The organism is Novosphingobium sp. Sphag1I, from assembly GCF_056279125.1.
Map to the genome: position 1 here is coordinate 64,046 of NZ_JBWBQS010000005.1, position 16,585 is coordinate 80,630.

Annotated in this window: 18 protein-coding genes; 7 read left to right on the forward strand and 11 right to left on the reverse strand. The window is 61.4% G+C overall.

Going from position 1 to position 16,585, the window contains the following annotated elements:
* Positions 1 to 69 precede the first annotated feature (69 nt).
* From ACZ9HU_RS06980 to ACZ9HU_RS07010, 7 genes are all read right to left on the reverse strand, one after another.
* Complete coding sequence (locus ACZ9HU_RS06980; protein WP_476103821.1) at positions 70 to 1,230, reverse strand: deoxyguanosinetriphosphate triphosphohydrolase; 1,161 nt, start codon at positions 1,228 to 1,230, stop codon at positions 70 to 72.
* A 255-nt stretch (positions 1,231 to 1,485) separates the two neighbouring features.
* Entirely contained in the window at positions 1,486 to 1,791 is a 306-nt protein-coding gene (locus tag ACZ9HU_RS06985; protein WP_476103823.1) for a hypothetical protein, read from the reverse strand.
* 12 nt (positions 1,792 to 1,803) lie between these two features.
* On the reverse strand, positions 1,804 to 3,267 hold the full coding sequence (locus tag ACZ9HU_RS06990) for an NAD(P)(+) transhydrogenase (Re/Si-specific) subunit beta (protein ID WP_476103825.1): 1,464 nt from the start codon (positions 3,265 to 3,267) through the stop codon (positions 1,804 to 1,806).
* Complete coding sequence (locus tag ACZ9HU_RS06995) at positions 3,267 to 3,563, reverse strand: proton-translocating transhydrogenase family protein (RefSeq protein ID WP_273619060.1); 297 nt, start codon at positions 3,561 to 3,563, stop codon at positions 3,267 to 3,269. The genes ACZ9HU_RS06990 and ACZ9HU_RS06995 overlap by 1 nt, the downstream gene beginning before the upstream one ends.
* A 12-nt stretch (positions 3,564 to 3,575) precedes the next feature.
* Positions 3,576 to 4,694: an NAD(P) transhydrogenase subunit alpha gene (locus ACZ9HU_RS07000; RefSeq protein ID WP_476104188.1), complete on the reverse strand. Its 1,119-nt coding sequence runs from the start codon at positions 4,692 to 4,694 to the stop codon at positions 3,576 to 3,578.
* Positions 4,695 to 4,716: 22 nt separating this feature from the next.
* Entirely contained in the window at positions 4,717 to 4,824 is a 108-nt protein-coding gene (locus tag ACZ9HU_RS07005) for an aa3-type cytochrome c oxidase subunit IV (protein ID WP_476104189.1), read from the reverse strand.
* Positions 4,782 to 5,015, reverse strand: a complete 234-nt coding sequence (locus ACZ9HU_RS07010) for a hypothetical protein (RefSeq protein ID WP_476104202.1) — start codon at positions 5,013 to 5,015, stop codon at positions 4,782 to 4,784. The genes ACZ9HU_RS07005 and ACZ9HU_RS07010 overlap by 43 nt, the downstream gene beginning before the upstream one ends.
* 41 nt (positions 5,016 to 5,056) lie before the next feature.
* Here ACZ9HU_RS07010 and ACZ9HU_RS07015 point away from each other — a divergent pair, with 41 nt between their 5' ends.
* Positions 5,057 to 6,481 (forward strand): sigma-54-dependent transcriptional regulator, encoded by a 1,425-nt coding sequence (locus ACZ9HU_RS07015; protein WP_476103828.1) that lies wholly within the window; start codon positions 5,057 to 5,059, stop codon positions 6,479 to 6,481.
* Between the two features lie 207 nt (positions 6,482 to 6,688).
* On the opposite strand, the gene folP is transcribed toward ACZ9HU_RS07015, so the two are convergent.
* The 3 genes from folP to ACZ9HU_RS07030 form a co-directional block, all read right to left on the reverse strand.
* Entirely contained in the window at positions 6,689 to 7,771 is a 1,083-nt protein-coding gene (gene folP, locus ACZ9HU_RS07020) for a dihydropteroate synthase (RefSeq protein WP_476103830.1), read from the reverse strand.
* Between the two features lie 19 nt (positions 7,772 to 7,790).
* Entirely contained in the window at positions 7,791 to 8,984 is a 1,194-nt protein-coding gene (locus tag ACZ9HU_RS07025) for a DNA methyltransferase (RefSeq protein WP_476103832.1), read from the reverse strand.
* Between the two features lie 216 nt (positions 8,985 to 9,200).
* Complete coding sequence (locus ACZ9HU_RS07030; RefSeq protein WP_476103834.1) at positions 9,201 to 9,779, reverse strand: ribonuclease HII; 579 nt, start codon at positions 9,777 to 9,779, stop codon at positions 9,201 to 9,203.
* Between the two features lie 83 nt (positions 9,780 to 9,862).
* On the opposite strand from ACZ9HU_RS07030, the gene ACZ9HU_RS07035 reads away from it, so the two are divergent.
* From ACZ9HU_RS07035 to ACZ9HU_RS07060, 6 genes are all read left to right on the forward strand, one after another.
* The gene (locus tag ACZ9HU_RS07035) at positions 9,863 to 10,378 is read left to right on the forward strand and encodes a GNAT family N-acetyltransferase (RefSeq protein ID WP_476103835.1); all 516 of its coding nucleotides are present in this window, start codon (positions 9,863 to 9,865) and stop codon (positions 10,376 to 10,378) included.
* A gap of 59 nt (positions 10,379 to 10,437) precedes the next feature.
* Positions 10,438 to 11,007, forward strand: a complete 570-nt coding sequence (locus ACZ9HU_RS07040; RefSeq protein ID WP_476103837.1) for a DUF1285 domain-containing protein — start codon at positions 10,438 to 10,440, stop codon at positions 11,005 to 11,007.
* The gene (locus tag ACZ9HU_RS07045; RefSeq protein ID WP_476103840.1) at positions 11,004 to 11,600 is read left to right on the forward strand and encodes a CoA pyrophosphatase; all 597 of its coding nucleotides are present in this window, start codon (positions 11,004 to 11,006) and stop codon (positions 11,598 to 11,600) included. Before ACZ9HU_RS07040 ends, ACZ9HU_RS07045 begins: the two co-directional genes overlap by 4 nt.
* Before the next feature lie 7 nt (positions 11,601 to 11,607).
* Positions 11,608 to 12,774, forward strand: coding sequence for a CCA tRNA nucleotidyltransferase (locus tag ACZ9HU_RS07050; protein ID WP_476103842.1), 1,167 nt, complete (start codon positions 11,608 to 11,610; stop codon positions 12,772 to 12,774).
* Between the two features lie 9 nt (positions 12,775 to 12,783).
* Positions 12,784 to 13,536, forward strand: a complete 753-nt coding sequence (locus tag ACZ9HU_RS07055) for a retropepsin-like aspartic protease family protein (protein WP_476103844.1) — start codon at positions 12,784 to 12,786, stop codon at positions 13,534 to 13,536.
* Between the two features lie 103 nt (positions 13,537 to 13,639).
* The gene (locus tag ACZ9HU_RS07060; RefSeq protein ID WP_476103846.1) at positions 13,640 to 14,290 is read left to right on the forward strand and encodes a retropepsin-like aspartic protease family protein; all 651 of its coding nucleotides are present in this window, start codon (positions 13,640 to 13,642) and stop codon (positions 14,288 to 14,290) included.
* Here the strand turns inward: ACZ9HU_RS07060 and parC are convergent.
* A complete protein-coding gene (gene parC / locus ACZ9HU_RS07065; RefSeq protein WP_476103848.1) occupies positions 14,281 to 16,572 on the reverse strand; it encodes a DNA topoisomerase IV subunit A in 2,292 nt (763 codons plus the stop codon). The genes ACZ9HU_RS07060 and parC overlap by 10 nt on opposite strands.
* Positions 16,573 to 16,585: the final 13 nt, after the last annotated feature.

Genomic DNA, 16,585 nt, shown 5'->3' on the forward strand with positions numbered 1-16,585 from the left:
AAGTCAAACAGAGTGTCAGAAATTCTACCCCAATACGCAATCTGGTCACCAAATCCGGCACGATGTGGCTCAGACGTTGCTCAAACCCTCCGGCGCGGTGCCGAAAATGGTCCTATATTGTGCAATGGCGAAGCGATCCGTCATGCCGGCGATGAAATCGGCGATGTGGCGGCTGCGTTGAGGTTCAGCCGCAGGCAGGCGCCCGGCCCAATCCGCCCCCATGTGCCACGGATTTTCGCGATAAGCGGCAAACAGACCCGACACGACCTGATGCGCCTTTTCCGCCGTGGCCAGTTGTTCGGGGTGATAATAGAGCTTGGCGTACATAAAGCGCTTCAGCGTACGCTCGGCCTCACCCATCGCGGGCGAGAAGGCGACGCTGGCACGCGTGGCGGCGCGCACATCGGCGATGCTGGCCATGCCCGCCGTGCGGGCCTGCGTTTGCGCGATGACGTCATTGACCATGATGCCAATCTGGCTGCGCACCAGTTCGCGCAATTTGCGGTCATGAGGGGCGTTGGGGTGCTTTGCCTCCACCGCGCGCCATTGTTCGGCCACGAAGGGTTGGGTCAGCAGATCGTCGAGATGCAGGAATCCGGCGCGCAGCCCATCGTCAATGTCATGATTGTCATAGGCGATGTCGTCGGCAATCGCGGCCACCTGCGCCTCAAGACATGACCATTCACCCAGATGCAGCGGATAGGCCGCATCCAGTTCGGCCAACGCCCAGTTGGGATTGCGCACCGGCCCGTTATGCTTTGCCAGCCCCTCCAGCGTCTCCCACGTCAGGTTCAGCCCCTCATGCTCGCAATAGGGGCTTTCAAGGCGCATCAGCGTGCGGAGCGTATTGGCATTGTGGTCCCATCCACCCTGCTCTTTGAGCGCTTCGTCCAACGCGTCCTCGCCGCTGTGGCCAAAGGGCGGGTGGCCGATGTCATGGGCAAGGCAGAGCGCCTCGGTCAAATCCTCGTCCAGCCCCAGCACGCGGGCAATGACGCGGCCGATCTGGGCCACCTCAAGGCTGTGCGTCAGGCGGACGCGGTAGTGATCTCCGTCGGGGGCAACGAAAACCTGCGTTTTATGGCGCAAACGTCGGAACGCAATCGAGTGGATGATCCGGTCGCGGTCGCGCTGATACGGGCTGCGCGGACCGCGGGCGATCGAGCCTTCCAGCGCGAATTCACGGCCAAGGGTTTGCGATGGGTCACAGGCCAGGGGGGATAGAGGCATCGGGTAGGGGTAGGCGGATTTCAGTTGAAGAAAAAGGGGAAAATGCGAGGGACTTGTCCCTCGCGCTCCCATTACTGTCTTTGTTGCGCCACGGGTTCTGCCTCAGGTGTCGGACGCGGCGTTGAAATGATAAAGCCTGCGGCGCCCATAACCAGCGCCGCAGGCTTTAAAAATCATCACACAACCGGGCAATTTCACGCCACCCATTAATGGGATTGCAAAGGGCCACCGCCCTTTGCCCGCAGGAGGCAAACCTTATCTTTCCCACCCGCTCATGCACAACCCAGCCGCCGCAGCCGTCACGCGAATGACTTCCGGATCCTGAATTCGGCGCACCGCCATCACGTAATCAAACAGCGACCGCTTTGGCCCCTGCAACGCCTCCAACTGGCGCAATTGGCTGATAGTCAGCTTGTCCACCATATGCTCGGCCATGCAGGCCGACACCGGTTCGGACAGCCCCGCCCCGACAAGGGCCGATTTAACCCGGCCTCTGGCGACCCCCTGAACACAGCCCGACAGGGCAAGGGTAAGGGCAAGGACTGTCAGAACTTTACGCATTCAATGGACCCTTTAGTGGGCCAGCGCCTTGACGATGTCTTCCACCATCTTCTTGGCGTCGGCCAGCAGCATCATGGTCTGGTCCATGTAGAAGACATCATTATCAACACCTGAATAACCCACGCCGCCCATCGACCGTTTGACGAACATGACCGTCTTGGCCTTGTCCACGTCGAAGACGGGCATGCCATAGATCGGGCTGGACTTGTCGGTCTTGGCGGCGGGGTTGACCACGTCATTGGCGCCGATGATGAAGGCAACGTCGCACTGGCCGAACTCGGAATTGATGTCCTCCAGTTCGAAGACTTCATCATAGGGCACATTTGCTTCGGCCAGCAAGACGTTCATATGGCCCGGCATTCGCCCGGCAACCGGGTGGATGGCATATTTGACGCTGACGCCTTCCTTTTTCAGCACATCGGCCATTTCGCGCAGCGCATGTTGAGCCTGCGACACCGCCATGCCATAGCCGGGGATGATGATGACGCTCTCGGCCTCCTTCATCAGGAAGGCCGCGTCCTCCGCGCTGCCGCGCTTCCACGGGCGCTGCTCCTTGGCCGCGCCGCTGGCCGCTTCCGGCGCCGCGCCAAAGCCGCCAGCGATCACGCTGATGAAGCTGCGATTCATCGCCTTGCACATGATATAGGACAGGATCGCGCCCGACGAACCCACCAGCGCGCCCGTGATGATCATCGCGCTATTATGCAGCGTGAAGCCCATCGCCGCCGCCGCCCAGCCGGAATAGGAATTGAGCATCGAGACGACCACCGGCATATCCGCCCCGCCAATCGGGATAATCAGCAAGAAGCCGATGATGAAGGCCAGCAGCGTGATCAGGCCGATCACCCAGAGCGACTGATCCATCGTGAAATAGCCGACAAGGCCAAGGATCGCGACAATCGTGCCAAGGTTGATGACATGCCGCCCCGGCAGCATGATCGGCGAACCCGACATCTTGCCCGCCAGTTTGAGGAAGGCGATGATCGAACCGGAAAAGGTGATTGCGCCAATGGCGATGCCAAGGCCCATTTCGATGCAGGATTGGGCGTGGATCTGGCCTGCTTCGGCAATGCCGAAAGCCCCCGGATTGAGATAGGCCGCCCAGCCCACCAACACCGCCGCCATACCGACCAGCGAGTGAAACGCCGCCACCAGTTGCGGCATCGCCGTCATGGCAATGCGGCGGGCAATGACAAAACCGATGCCACCGCCGATGGCGATGGCGGCCATGATCAGGCCGAAGCTACTGCTATCAAACGCAGTCGGAGCACTTGAATCGCCATCGAGACTAAGAGAAATACGTGGCACATGCGTCACCAACGTCGTGGCCACAGCAATCAGCATGCCGATCATGCCATAGCGATTGCCCGCCCGGCTGGTTGCCGGAGACGACAGCCCGCGCAAGGCCAGAATGAACAACACGCCGGAAACAAGATAGGCAAACATCGCCCATGAAGGAGTTGTGACATGTTCCATCACTTCTTCTCCTTCTTCTTATACATGGCCAACATGCGCGCCGTGACCGCAAAACCGCCGAAAATATTGACGCTGGCCAGCACCACCGCGCCCAGCCCCAGCCATTTCGACACGCCGCCCGCAGCGCCAATCCCGCTGGCCGCCGCCGCAATCAACGCGCCCACCACGATCACCGAGGAGATCGCATTCGTCACCGCCATCAAGGGCGTGTGCAGCGCAGGCGTGACCGACCACACCACATAATAGCCGACGAAACACGCCAGCACGAAAATCGACAGGATCGAGATAAAGTCCATAATGCCCTCCCCTCAGAGCAGTCGTGGATTGACGACCTGGCCGCCTTGCGTCAGCCGGATCGCATTGCCGATTTCCTCGTCCAGAACGGGTCGCCCCGCCTCCTTGTCCCAAAAGGCCGAGAGGAAGTTGTAGAGATTGCGCGCAAACAGCGCCGAAGCATCGGCGGCCAGATGCGCGGGCGTATTGGAATAGCCCATGATCTTGACGCCATGGCGCTCGACAATCTGATCTGGCAAGCTGCCCTCGACATTGCCGCCCTGCGCCACGGCAAGGTCGAAAATGACGCTGCCGGGTTTCATCGTGGCAATCTGGGCATCGGTGATCAAACGCGGCGCGGCCCGTCCGGGGATCAGCGCCGTGGTGATGACAATGTCCTGCTTGGCAATATGGCTGGACACCAGTTCGGCCTGCGCCGCCTGATATTCCGCGCTCATTTCGGTGGCGTAACCACCCGCGCCCTCGCCCTCGATGCCGGCGACCTTTTCAACAAAGATCGGCTTGGCACCAAGGCTCTGGATCTGCTCCTTGGTCGCGCTGCGCACGTCGGTGGCCGACACCTGCGCGCCAAGACGGCGCGCGGTGGCGATGGCCTGCAAGCCGGCCACGCCCACGCCCATGATAAAGGCCTTGGCCGCCGAAATCGTGCCCGCCGCCGTCATCATCATCGGAAAGGCGCGACCATAGGTGGCCGCTGCATCAATCACTGCTTTGTAACCGGCAAGGTTGGATTGCGACGAAAGGATGTCCATCGACTGCGCACGGGTGATGCGCGGCATGAATTCCATCGCCAGCGCCTCAACACCGGCCGCCGCATAGGCATCAACCCGCGCACGCTGGCCAAAAGGATCCAGCCCCGCCGCGACCCATACGCCCGGTTTTGCACCGGACAGCATCGCCACATCCGGCCCTTGAACCCCCATCACGATATCCGCGCCCGCCACAACCGAGGCCGCATCACCGACAATGGCGCCCACAGCCGCATAATCAGCGTCAGCAATCGAGGCGGCATGCCCCGCCCCGCTTTCCACCGCGACCAAAGCGCCCAAGGCCGTGAATTTCTTGACCGTTTCCGGCGTCACACAGACGCGCGTTTCCCCCGCCGCCCTTTCACAAAGAGCAGCGATACGCAATTTTTCAGCCATTCCAGACCTTTCAGCGGGAGATAAGGTAGACGATGAAGGCAGCCAAAATAGCAATAATGGGGGTACTGATTTTGATCAGCCGAATGAAACCTTCATAGGTTTGCTTGGCCGCGGTAATATCCTGACTTTGCGCCATTGATTTTTCCCCTGTCCCATTAGTTCTTGTGCAATTCTTATCACCACGCCCATGAGGCACAAGGCAAAACTGCCCCATTCGAATGTCGCCGCGATAAATGGCCCAAAGGTAGGATTGGCCTCAGAAGAATTCCGGTCCCGAAACAAGACAGGTTTAAGCAGGTCTTTACCCATATTGGCTAAATGCCAAAGCCATGACGACAGACCGGGCAAATATGGCAGAATCCGAACAGCGCCTGTTGATGCTGATCGATGATGAACCGGCGCAGAGCCGCCTGATCACGGCTCTGGCCGCGCGTGAAGGGTGGCGGACGCTGGTGGTCAATGATGCCGAAACGGCGGTGGCCATGCTGGGCACGCGTCAGGGCATGCAATTGGGCGCGGTCATCCTTGACCAATGGGTGCCCGGTGACGAGGCCTGCTCGCTGATTGCCGATTTGCGCGGGCGCCGTCCGGCGCTGCCGATCCTGATGCTGACCACGTCGGCGTCGCCTTTGTTGGCGGTCGAGGCCATGCGTGCGGGGGCAACCGATTACCTGATCAAACCCATCGCGCCCGACCGGTTGATGAGCGCGCTGCGCAACGCCACAACGCGGGAAACGCCGCGCGATGAATTGCAGCCGCTGACCGAAAAGATGAACGGTCCGGCCGATTTTGAATCGATGATCGGGGCCGCGCCCTCCTTCCGCACCGCTTTGGCCATTGCGGCAAAGGCGGCGCGGGGTCAGAGCCATTTGCTGATCGAAGGCGAAAGCGGGACCGGCAAGGAAATGCTGGTGCGCGCCATTCACGCCGCTTCGCAACGCGCAAAAATGCCGCTGCGTATCGTCAATGCCGGGTCAACGCCGGGCAATTCAATTGAATCGGCCCTGTTCGGCCACGAAAAGGGTGCATTTCCGGGCGCGTTTGACCGGCAAATGGGCGCGATCCAATATTGCGATGGTGCAACGCTGGTCATTGATGAGATCGACCGCCTGCCCATCGGGGTTCAGGCGCGGCTGGCCGAATATCTGACCACGGGGTCATGCCGACCGATTGGCGCGCGCCATGCATTTCGTGTGGATGTGCGCCTGATCGCGGCGTCGAATTATCCTCTCAAGGAATTGATCCTCCACGGCGATTTCCTGCCCGAATTGCACGCGGCAATTTGTGCAACCACAGTGGCGCTGCCTCCGCTGCGTGCGCGGCTGGGGGATATTCCGGCGCTGGCGCGGCATTTTCTGGCCCGGATTGGCGAGCAACCCGGCTTGCGCCAACTGGGCATTACCGATGGGGCGCTGGCGCTGCTCTCTGCCTATGACTGGCCCGGCAATGTTCGACAATTGCAGGCGGTGCTCTTCCGCGCCGCGGTGTTCTGCGATGGCGATGCGCTGACCGCCGACGACTTCCCGCAGCTGTCCAGCATGATTTCCGCCGAGCCCATTGGCGCAAATAGCGGCGTTACCCATGAAAGCGCAGGCGTGATGCTGTTCACCGCCGACGGCAATCTGCGCCCGCTCGAAGACATCGAGGCTGACGTCATCCGGCTGGCCATCGGCCATTATCGCGGCCGTATGACCGAGGTCGCGCGGCGGTTGGGGATCGGGCGCTCGACTCTCTATCGCAAATTGAGCGAGCTTGGGATTGGGGATGCGGCTTAGGTTTTAATTTGAGCCTCCGGCGGGCAAAGGGTCCCGACCCTTTGCAATCCCATGAATTTGGCGTTTGGCCTGCCAAATAACGCCGATCCGCGAAGTGGTTTCATAGCCTGCGGCGCGGCAACTTCGCGCAAGGACGATTAGGAGCGCCACCCCTTAAAGGGATTGCAAAGGGGCAAGACCCTTTGCCCGCCGGAGGCACCCTTAACCCTAAACCAACTGCCCAAAATCCGTCAGCGCCGCGTCCCGCACCCCGCGCCACACGTGCAAGGCCTGCACCGTCTGCGCCACATCGTGCACGCGGATGACCTGAACCCCGGCGTCCATCATCTTCGTCGCCAGCATCAGCGAGCCGCCCAGACGCTTATCCGCAGGCGCTTCATTGGACAGCGCGCCGATCATCCGCTTGCGGCTGGCCCCGACCAGCAAAGCACAGCCAAGCGCATGGAACAGCGGCAAACCATTCATCAGCGCGAGGTTTTCCTGCAACGTCTTGCCAAAGCCGATGCCGGGGTCGAGCAGGATCCTGTCCCGCGCCACGCCTGCCGCCTCCGCCGCATCTCGCTGAACCTTGAGCCAGTCGAAAACATCCAACACGACGTCCTGATAGATCCCGTCATCGTGCAGGTCATCCCCCTTACCCGGCGCATGCATAATGCAGACCGGGGCGCCGGAATGGGCGGCAAATTCCCGGCTGCGCGGATCATGGCGCAGGCCCGACACATCGTTCCACAAATGCCCGCCCGCGGCCAAGGCAGCCTCGAATACCCCCACGCGGCGCGTATCGACGCTGATGGCCGCCCCGGTACGCGACAGCTTTTCAATCACGGGGACAATGCGCTCGATCTCGTCGCCTTCCCACACCGGGGGGGCGCCGGGGCGCGTGCTTTCGCCGCCAATGTCGATGATGGCCGCGCCTGCCTCCAGCATCGCGCTGGCATGGGCGATGGCGACATTGGGGCCGGACATGTTGCGCCCGGCGTCGGAAAAACTGTCGGGCGTGATGTTCAAAATGCCCATGATCTGGGGCTGATCAAGGCGGATGATGCGCTCGCCCATGTGCAGCGGCGCGCGGGGGTTGCGCAAAGCCTCCCACTGTTCCTCAACATCGCCGCGGATCACACGCCCCGCCTCGGCCACGCCAAAGCGGGTGCGTTCGACAATCTTGCCGCCTTCGCGCCGGATCAGCGCAAAACGGCTGGCATAGGTCAGCCCCCCGGCCAGACGGATGGCTTCACCATCCTCGGACTGGGGGCTGTCGGCAAGGGCGATCGGGCGCAGATATACAGTCATGCGCCGCGTCTAAACCCGATCAGTCCTCGTTTGCCAGCAGATAAAGCTGACGGATGGCGTCGAGGGGCTTCATCTTGCCCTCATGCTCGATGTTCCAAAAGGTCCAGCCGTTGCAGCTGGGCGCGCCCTGCAATTGCGCACCGCAGGAATGGATCGAGCCTTCAATCTTGTCCGAAACCAGCGAGCCATCCGCGCGCACCACGGCGGTAAAGGCCGGACGATTGCGCCCCTTCTTGCCGGTCAGAACCGTGCCCGGCTTAATCCAGCCGGTTTCGATCAACGTGCCGAAGGGAACCTTGGGCGCGGCGCGCTTGCTCTTCATCGTGCTGATGGCGGATTCGTCCAGAGGCAGCGCCATTTCGATACGTTCCATCGCGGCATCGCGATAGTTCTGCTCACGCTCACAACCAATCCATTCCCGACCCAAACGCTTGGCCACAGCCCCGGTCGTGCCGGTGCCAAAGAACGGGTCAAGCACCACATCGCCTTTGTTGGTCGTGGCCAGCATCACGCGATAGAGCAGGCTTTCGGGCTTTTGCGTCGGGTGGACCTTCGACCCGCCCTTCTTCAACCGCTCGGCCCCGTTGCAGATCGGCAGCACCCAGTCGCTGCGCATCTGAAGCTCATCGTTCAACGTCTTCATCGCGCGATAATTGAACGTGTATTTCGCCTCCTCGCCCATGCTGCACCAGATCAGCGTTTCATGGGCATTGGTAAAGCGCGTGCCCTTGAAATTGGGCATCGGGTTCGATTTGCGCCACACGATATCGTTCAGGATCCAAAAGCCCATGTCCTGAAGGATCGCGCCGACGCGGAAGATGTTGTGATACGAACCGATCACCCAGAGCGAGCCATTAGGCTTCAACACGCGGCGTGCTTCGGCCAGCCAGGCGCGGGTAAAACGGTCATAGGTGCCGAAACTGTCGAACTTGTCCCAATCATTGGTGACGGCGTCCACATGGCTGCCATCCGGGCGGGCAAGGTCGCCGCCGAGCTGAAGGTTATACGGCGGGTCGGCGAACACCATATCGACGCTGGCCGTGGGGATGCTGCGCATCGCCTCGATGCAATCACCGTCCAGAATGCGGCCCAGCGGCAGGTCGGCCTTGGGCGTTTCGACCGGCTTGAGGACAAGATCCTTCCTGATGCGGCTGGCGATCTTGCGCGGAGCCGGGGTGGAGCGTGCGCGCTCCTTGAGAAGGACGTTGCCCATGATAATTCCTGTGAATAAGTGTCTCTAACACCCCCTCAATGATTCAAACACAGACTCCCGTCAAGGCCCGACTCGTGGATTCAGCACGAGTCGCGGCGTATGAACCGAGTCAAGAACAGGAGAACAGAAAGAGTCTGACACAAGGGATAGAGTCACAGGCGAATCGACAGACTCAACATCTAGTGGCGTGACAAAGCAGACTCACACCGCAAATTTTTACAAAAGCGGCAATTGAGCAACCGGCGCGAAGGACCGCCGATGATGCACCGTCGCCCCATGTTCACGCAGCGCGGCCAGATGCTCCGCCGTGCCATATCCCGCATTGCGGTCCCACCCATAATGCGGATGCGCCAATGCCAATTCCCGCATCACCCGGTCGCGGTGCTCCTTGGCGATAATGCTGGCGGCAGAGATCGCCGTCTCACTGGCATCGCCCCCCACAATCGCCCGCGCGGCCCAGCGCCAGTCCGCGACCCGCCCCTGCGGCGTCTTGTTGCCGTCGATCAGCACCATCGCCGGTTCACCCACCTTGGCCACCAGCCCGGCCACAGCCCGCGTCATGGCCAGCATCGTGGCGGCAAAGATGTTGATGCGGTCGATCTCATCGGCCTCGACCACGCCAATGGCCCAATGCGCTTCGGCCATGATCCGCGCCTCTAATGGCCCGCGCTTTTTGGCCGATAATTTCTTGCTGTCGTTCAGCCCCGCAATGGCGCTGTCGGCCAACCACACTGCGCCCGCCACAACAGGCCCCGCCAAGGGGCCGCGCCCCGCTTCGTCCACACCAAAGATCATGCGCCGATCCGTGGCGCGACAGCCTGCGCCCTGCAAGCATTTCCTTGCATATGGTGCCCCCCTGCCCTAACGCGCCGGGCATTATGGCAATCGAACCCTCGCTCATTCCGCTGGACAATGTCGACCCCTCGCTCGTCGAGGAATTGCTTGATCGTGCGTTCGAGCCGGAACGACGCGGACGCACCGCCTATAAGGTGCGCGGCGATGCCGAATGGCTGCCCGCGCTTTCCTTTGCCGCGGTGGACGAGGAACAGCATCTGGTCGGCTCGATCCAGTGCTGGCCGGTCGCGCTGACCGATCCCGATGGGCGGCGCCATCCGATGGTCATGGTCGGCCCTGTGGCCGTCCTGCCCGAAATTCAGGGGCGCGGCTTTGGCAAGGCGCTGGTCACCGCCGCGATTTCGGCCATGAACCCGCAGGCGCCGCTGCCGATGGTGATGATTGGCGACCCGGAATATTATGGCCGCTTCTGGGGCTTTACCAATGCGCCCACCGGCGAATGGGAATTGCCCGGACCGTTTGAACAGCACCGCCTGCTTGTGCGCTGTGACAACACCGCCGTTCTTCCGCAAAAGGGCATGCTTGGCCCCTGGGCTTAAACAGAATTTGGGCAGGCGGACCACTGGCGCATAGCCACCGCCTGCCCCATATTGCCGATATGCCTTATACGCCGCCCCCCGATCTGGCCGCACTTTCGTTGCAGGAAATCGCCGACATGGTGGCACAGCGCCGCCTGCCGCCGGTCGATCAATGGCATCCGGCCGAAGAACTCGACAGCCAGATGGAGATCCGAGCCGACGGATCATGGTGGCATCAGGGCGGGCCGATCACCCGTCCGGCCATGGTGAGGGCCTTTTCAACACTGTTGATGCGCGATGAAGCGGGCCAACACTGGCTGGTCACGCCGCAGGATCGACAGAGGATCGCGGTGGCCGATGCCGCCTTTGTCGCGGTGGATGTGGCGCGGATTGACGGGGCACTGGCGTTTCGGTTGAACACCGATGACACGGTGATTGCAGGGCCGGACCATCCCTTGATCGCGCGGGGCGATGCGGAAACGCCCGCCATTTACCTTGGCGTACGCCATGGGTGTCTGGCGCGGATCAATCGCTCCACCTGGGGACAATTGGTGGATATGGCGCTGGAAAACCCCGGTACAGGCGATGGCACAGACGGTGGACTGGCTGTGGATAGCCTGGGGATAAACTTCCCCCTTACCCCGCAATGAGCAATCTGCGGCATAAGCTGGAACGGTTGTATCAGGCCGGAATGGCCGGGCCTGCGCCCGCGCTTTTCCCCGATCCGCGCACCGAAGGCATGGTCGAATTCAAACCCGCCGCCGTGTTGATTGCCGTCACCGAAAGGGCCAATCCCGGCGTTCTACTGATCCACCGCCCCGGCACGATGCGCGCCCATGCGGGACAGGTTGCCCTGCCCGGAGGCCGCCTTGACCCCGGCGAGAATGAAATCGACGCCGCCGTTCGTGAGGCAAATGAGGAATTGGGCATTGATCCGCACCATGTGGACATCATCGGCCCTCTGGACACATTCCTTACCGGATCTGGCTATGCGGTAACGCCGGTTCTGGCGCTGATCCCGCCCGATCTGCCGCTGGTGCCAAATCCCGATGAAGTGGCGGAATGGTTTGAGGCCCCCTTCGACTTTGTCATGGACCCGGCCAATCATCAAAGCCGCGCCATTGAATGGCAGGGCAAGCTGCGCCATCTGGTCGAAATCCCTTGGGAAGGGCATCATATCTGGGGCATTACCGGGGCCATTCTGGCCAATCTATCCCAACGGCTGAATTGGCCCAAAATCTGAAAGTGGTATGACGCAATTTCTTGAACGTGACGGCTGGATGGGCCGGGATGATCTGGCGCAATTGGTGGCCGCTGTTGGCCCCTTGCGTTGGGTGGGCGGCGCGGTGCGCGACACGCTGCTGGGCCTGTCGGTCAAGGATATTGATGCGGCAACCCCGCTGCTGCCTGATGAGGTGATCGCGCGATGCAAGGCGGCGGGCATTCGCACCGTGCCCACCGGGATCGAACATGGCACGGTGACGGCGGTGCTGGATGGCGGGCCGGTGGAGATCACGACGCTGCGTCATGATGTGTCCACCGATGGGCGGCGCGCAACGGTCGCCTTTGCGCAGGATTGGCGCGATGATGCGGCGCGGCGCGATTTCACGATCAACGCCCTGTATGCAGACCCGATCACCGGCGAGATTTTTGACTATTTCGGCGGGCTGGACGATCTGGCGACGCGGCGGGTGCGTTTTATCGGCGATGCGGCGCAACGCATCCGCGAAGATCACCTGCGTATCCTGCGCTATTTCCGGTTTCAGGCGCGTTTTGGCCAGAGTGCCGATGTAGAGGCCGAAAAGGCCTGCGCCGCACTGGCCGCAACGCTCAAGGGCCTGTCGCGTGAAAGGATCGGGATGGAGATGATGAACCTCCTCGGCCTGCCCGATCCGGCCCCGACGGTGGCGCGGATGGCACAGTTGGGCGTGCTGGCGGTCGTCCTGCCCGAAGCGTCGCCAGAGACTTTGGCGCAATTGGTGGCGCAGGAAAAGGTCGAGGGCGTGGCGCCCGATGCCTTGCGCCGGCTTGCGGCCTTATTGCCCGCGAATGTGTCTTTGGCCGAACAGGTTGCCTCTCGTTTCCGCCTTTCGGGCGCGCAGAAAAAGCGGCTGGCTGCTGCGGCCGCGCGTGATGGGCAAGTGAGTGATGCGCGCGCGCTGGCCTATCAATTGGGCATGGACGGGGCGATGGACCGGCTACTGCTTTGCAATGGGACAATTCGTGATTTGCGCGACTGGACCATCCCCGTTTTCCCCTTAAAAGGTGGGGATATCGTGGCGCGGGGCATCGCCGCAGGCCCGCGTATCGCGCAATTGTTGCGCATGGTCGAACGGCTTTGGGTTGCCGAAGGTTTTCCCGATGCCGCGCGGGTCGATGCCCTGTTGAACGAAGCGCTGAATACAGAAGCGCCATAAGGAGACGGAATGACCACTGCCCGCGCACAAACGGCTGGAAGCGATGCCATCGATCGATTGATCGCGGCGGGCTCGGCCCTTTGGGCGCAGGTGGGCGATCTGGTCGCGACGCAGCCTTTGCTGAAATATTCGCTGATCTGTGCGGGCATTCTGATCCTGGGCAATCTTCTGCGCTATCGCGTGCCGTTGCTGGGCGGGCTGTTGCGCTTTATCGGCAATCTGGGGCTGATCGTGGCGCTGATTATGGTGTTTCTGGGCTTTGTCGATCTGCGCCAATTCGGGATCGACACGCCGCTGCCCAAGGCGATCACGCAATATCTGCCCGGCCCAAAGGATGAGCAGGTGGTCGAGGGCAATGTCACCCGCGTGCCCTTGTCGGGCGATGGGCATTTTTGGGTTCGGGTATCGATCAATGGCGTATCGCGACGTTTCCTTGTCGATACGGGCGCGACGCTGACCACCATTTCCCCCGACACGGCGCGCGAAACCGACCTGACCATACCCAGCAATGGGCGAAAAATCGAATTGCGCACCGCCAATGGCAATTCGACAGGCCGGATCATCGTTATCCCCGAATTGAAGGTGGGCAATGCGGTGGCGCGCAACATCGAGGCGGTGGTGGCCCCCGGCCTTGGTGAAACCAATGTGCTGGGCATGAACTTCCTGACCAAGCTCAAAGGCTGGCGGGTGGAGGATCGCGTGATGGTGCTGGAACCCCACCATCCGACCAATGAAGACGCGGATACCGACAGCGCGAATTGATCCGTCCCACGCTGGTACGGGTTGGCGTGGTTAACGCAATTGAGATCGGGCCACTCGCGGGAAATACATAGGGCATTCTTCGATACAATCGAAAGCCTGCCTGATGCCGCTGATTGATTCCCTGCTCGACCTTCCCAACCATCTGGTTTTGGGTGCGGCCTTTGCGTTTATGGCGCTGGTGCTGGTGGGCGGCATCATCCGGGCCGAGGCCAATGGCGCCTTGGGAGCCTTGATCCGCATGGTGGGCAGCGCGGGCCTGACCGTCGCATTTGGCATTACGCTGATCCAGCTTGGCGGGGCCTTTATCGGCGTGCCGGTGATCGCGGGCGCGGCCATGGCGGCGCAAGTGTCCATGCAAAGCGTGCGCGGGGGCGAAACGCGCGTTCCTCTGGCCGAGGATGGGCATTACTGGGTCGATGCCAGCGTCAATGGCACGCCCCAACGTTTTCTGATCGATACGGGGGCCACCTATACCACCGTCTCATCCGAAGTGGCGCGTGAGGCGATGGTCGAACCCGGCCCGCAATCCACGCAGGTCAATCTGCACACCGCCAATGGCGATGCCCCGGCCCAGATGGCCGCGATCAGCAGCCTTGACGTAGGTTCCATTCACGCCGCCGACATGACCACCATCATCGCCCCCGCCATAGGCACGACCAATGTGCTGGGCATGAATTTCCTGTCGTCGCTCGAAGGCTGGCGGGTAGAGGGCAAGGTGATGATCCTTACCCCCAAAACCTCAAATCAGACCTGAAACTTGTTGTCGCGAGGGAAGCCTTGCGGGGCAAAGCTGCCCGCGGCCCCGCGCGCCACACGCCATTGACGCAGGTCTTTTTCCACCCGCGTCCGGCCCGTTTCGCCGCCCATTTGCCAGCTTAGCCCGTCCTCGAATTTCAGCGTGATAATGTCGGACAGGCCGCCATCGCGGTAACGCTGGAGCGTCACGCCCTGCCCCTTGGCCAGAACAGGCACTTCGACCAGGCCGAAGATGACGATGCGGCGGTTTTCGCCCATCACCGCGACGTAATCATGTTCAGGCGGTATCTCGCGCACCACCATCAGTTTGACGCCATCCTTGACTGTCATCACCGCGCGCCCCTTGCGGGTTTCGGCCAGCAATTCGTCGGCCTCGGCCGCGAAACCACGTCCGGTGTTGGCGGCCAGCAGCAATTGCGCCTTGGGGTGATAGACGATCATCGCGACGATATGGGCGTCGGCGTCAATATCGACCATGCTGCGCACCGGCTCACCAAAGCCGCGGGCGCCGGGCAATTTGTCGCAACCCAGCGTATAGAAACGCCCATTGTCACAGGCGATCAACAGCTTGTCCGTCGTCTGGGCATGCAGGACAAAGGCGGGGCCATCGCCCTCCTTGAACTTATATTCCTTGTCCAGCGGCTCATGCCCGCTGGCCGCACGTATCCATCCGCGAGCCGAGAGGATAACCGTCAGGGGCGCCTTTTCGATCATGGCGTCCATGCTGAATTCGCGGGTGGGCGCGGCTTCCTCGATCGTGGTGCGGCGGCGGCCCAGAAGTGTCGTTTCCGCATAATCCTTGCGCAGGGTCGTCAGGTCGCGCTTCAACCGGGTCCGCTGACGCGCCGGGTTTTCCAGCAGCTTGTTCAGCTCATCCTGTTCCTTGAGAAGATCGTCCCGCTCACCGCGCAGCTCCATTTCTTCCAGCTTGCGCAAGGACCGCAGGCGCATGTTCAGGATGGCTTCGGCCTGACGGTCGGTCAGGTTGAATTCGGCCATCATCACCGGCTTTGGCTCATCCTCGGTACGGATGATCTCGATCACCCGGTCAAGGTTGAGATAGGCGATGATATAGCCTTCAACCAGTTCAAGCCGGTTGGCGATCTTGTCCAGACGGTGGCGGGCGCGGCGTTGCAGGATGTCGATCTGCGCCACGACCCATTGCAGCAGCAAGGGCTTGAGCCCCAACACGCCGGGGGTCCGCTGCGCATCCAGAACGTTGAGGTTGAGGCTGAACCGGCTTTCCAGTTCAGAAAGCTTGTACAGGCTTTCCTTGAGCAGATCTGGATCAACATTGCGCGTCTTGGGCACCAGAACGATGCGGATCTGCGTGTCGCTTTCATCGCGCACATCTTCAAGGATCGGCAGTTTCTTGTCCGCAATCAGGCCCGCAAGCTGTTCGATCAGCTTGCCCTTTTGCACCATGTACGGAATTTCCGAGACGACCAGCTGCCATTGCCCGCTGCCCAGTTTTTCAATGCCGGTCGCTTCCCAATTGCCCGCTTCATCGCGCCCGGTGGAAAAACGCGCCCGAACGCGGATTGAACCCTTGCCCGTGGCATAGGCATGCGAGATCGCCGCCGGACTGTCGACGACGATGCCGCCGGTCGGGAAATCAGGCCCGTGAAATACCTTCATCAATTCGGCATGTTCGGCCTGCGGATTGTCGATCAGCATCAGCGTCGCGTCGAGAATTTCCGCGACATTGTGGCTGGGAATGCTGGTGGCCATGCCGACCGCAATGCCCGTCGCGCCATTGGCCAACAGGTTGGGGAAAAGGCCGGGGAAAATCTCCGGCTCTTCTTCCTCACCATTATAGGTCGGGATGAAATTGACCGTGCCTTCTTCAAGCCCCGCCATCAATTGCATCGCCGTCTTGGTCAGGCGCGCTTCGGTGTAACGATAGGCCGCCGCATTATCGCCGTCGATGTTGCCGAAATTGCCCTGCCCCTCGACCAAGGGGTAACGCAGCGCAAAATCCTGCGCCAAACGCACCATCGCGTCATAGACGCTAGCGTCGCCATGCGGGTGGTATTTGCCGATGACATCGCCCACCACGCGGGCCGACTTCTTGAACGCCTGCGCCGGGTCCAGCTTCAACTGACGCATGGCCCAAAGCAGGCGGCGGTGAACAGGCTTCAACCCATCGCGCAGATCGGGCAGCGAACGCGCCGTGATGGTGGACAGCGCATAGACCAGATACCGCTCGGACAAAGCGGCGTCGAAGGGCGCATCAATGATGGCGTCAAACGGATCGGGCTGTGTGATGTCGCTCGGCATATCGCGCCTCTCC

Coding starts and splice junctions, on each gene's coding strand:
- ACZ9HU_RS06980 (WP_476103821.1), bottom strand. CDS start 1,230: ATGCCTCTATCCCCCCTGGCCTGTGACCCATCGCAAACCCTTGGCCGT.
- ACZ9HU_RS06985 (WP_476103823.1), bottom strand. CDS start 1,791: ATGCGTAAAGTTCTGACAGTCCTTGCCCTTACCCTTGCCCTGTCGGGC.
- ACZ9HU_RS06990 (WP_476103825.1), bottom strand. CDS start 3,267: ATGGAACATGTCACAACTCCTTCATGGGCGATGTTTGCCTATCTTGTT.
- ACZ9HU_RS06995 (WP_273619060.1), bottom strand. CDS start 3,563: ATGGACTTTATCTCGATCCTGTCGATTTTCGTGCTGGCGTGTTTCGTC.
- ACZ9HU_RS07010 (WP_476104202.1), bottom strand. CDS start 5,015: ATGGGTAAAGACCTGCTTAAACCTGTCTTGTTTCGGGACCGGAATTCT.
- ACZ9HU_RS07015 (WP_476103828.1), top strand. CDS start 5,057: ATGGCAGAATCCGAACAGCGCCTGTTGATGCTGATCGATGATGAACCG.
- folP (WP_476103830.1), bottom strand. CDS start 7,771: ATGACTGTATATCTGCGCCCGATCGCCCTTGCCGACAGCCCCCAGTCC.
- ACZ9HU_RS07025 (WP_476103832.1), bottom strand. CDS start 8,984: ATGGGCAACGTCCTTCTCAAGGAGCGCGCACGCTCCACCCCGGCTCCG.
- ACZ9HU_RS07030 (WP_476103834.1), bottom strand. CDS start 9,779: ATGATCTTTGGTGTGGACGAAGCGGGGCGCGGCCCCTTGGCGGGGCCT.
- ACZ9HU_RS07035 (WP_476103835.1), top strand. CDS start 9,863: ATGGCAATCGAACCCTCGCTCATTCCGCTGGACAATGTCGACCCCTCG.
- ACZ9HU_RS07040 (WP_476103837.1), top strand. CDS start 10,438: ATGCCTTATACGCCGCCCCCCGATCTGGCCGCACTTTCGTTGCAGGAA.
- ACZ9HU_RS07045 (WP_476103840.1), top strand. CDS start 11,004: ATGAGCAATCTGCGGCATAAGCTGGAACGGTTGTATCAGGCCGGAATG.
- ACZ9HU_RS07050 (WP_476103842.1), top strand. CDS start 11,608: ATGACGCAATTTCTTGAACGTGACGGCTGGATGGGCCGGGATGATCTG.
- ACZ9HU_RS07055 (WP_476103844.1), top strand. CDS start 12,784: ATGACCACTGCCCGCGCACAAACGGCTGGAAGCGATGCCATCGATCGA.
- ACZ9HU_RS07060 (WP_476103846.1), top strand. CDS start 13,640: ATGCCGCTGATTGATTCCCTGCTCGACCTTCCCAACCATCTGGTTTTG.
- parC (WP_476103848.1), bottom strand. CDS start 16,572: ATGCCGAGCGACATCACACAGCCCGATCCGTTTGACGCCATCATTGAT.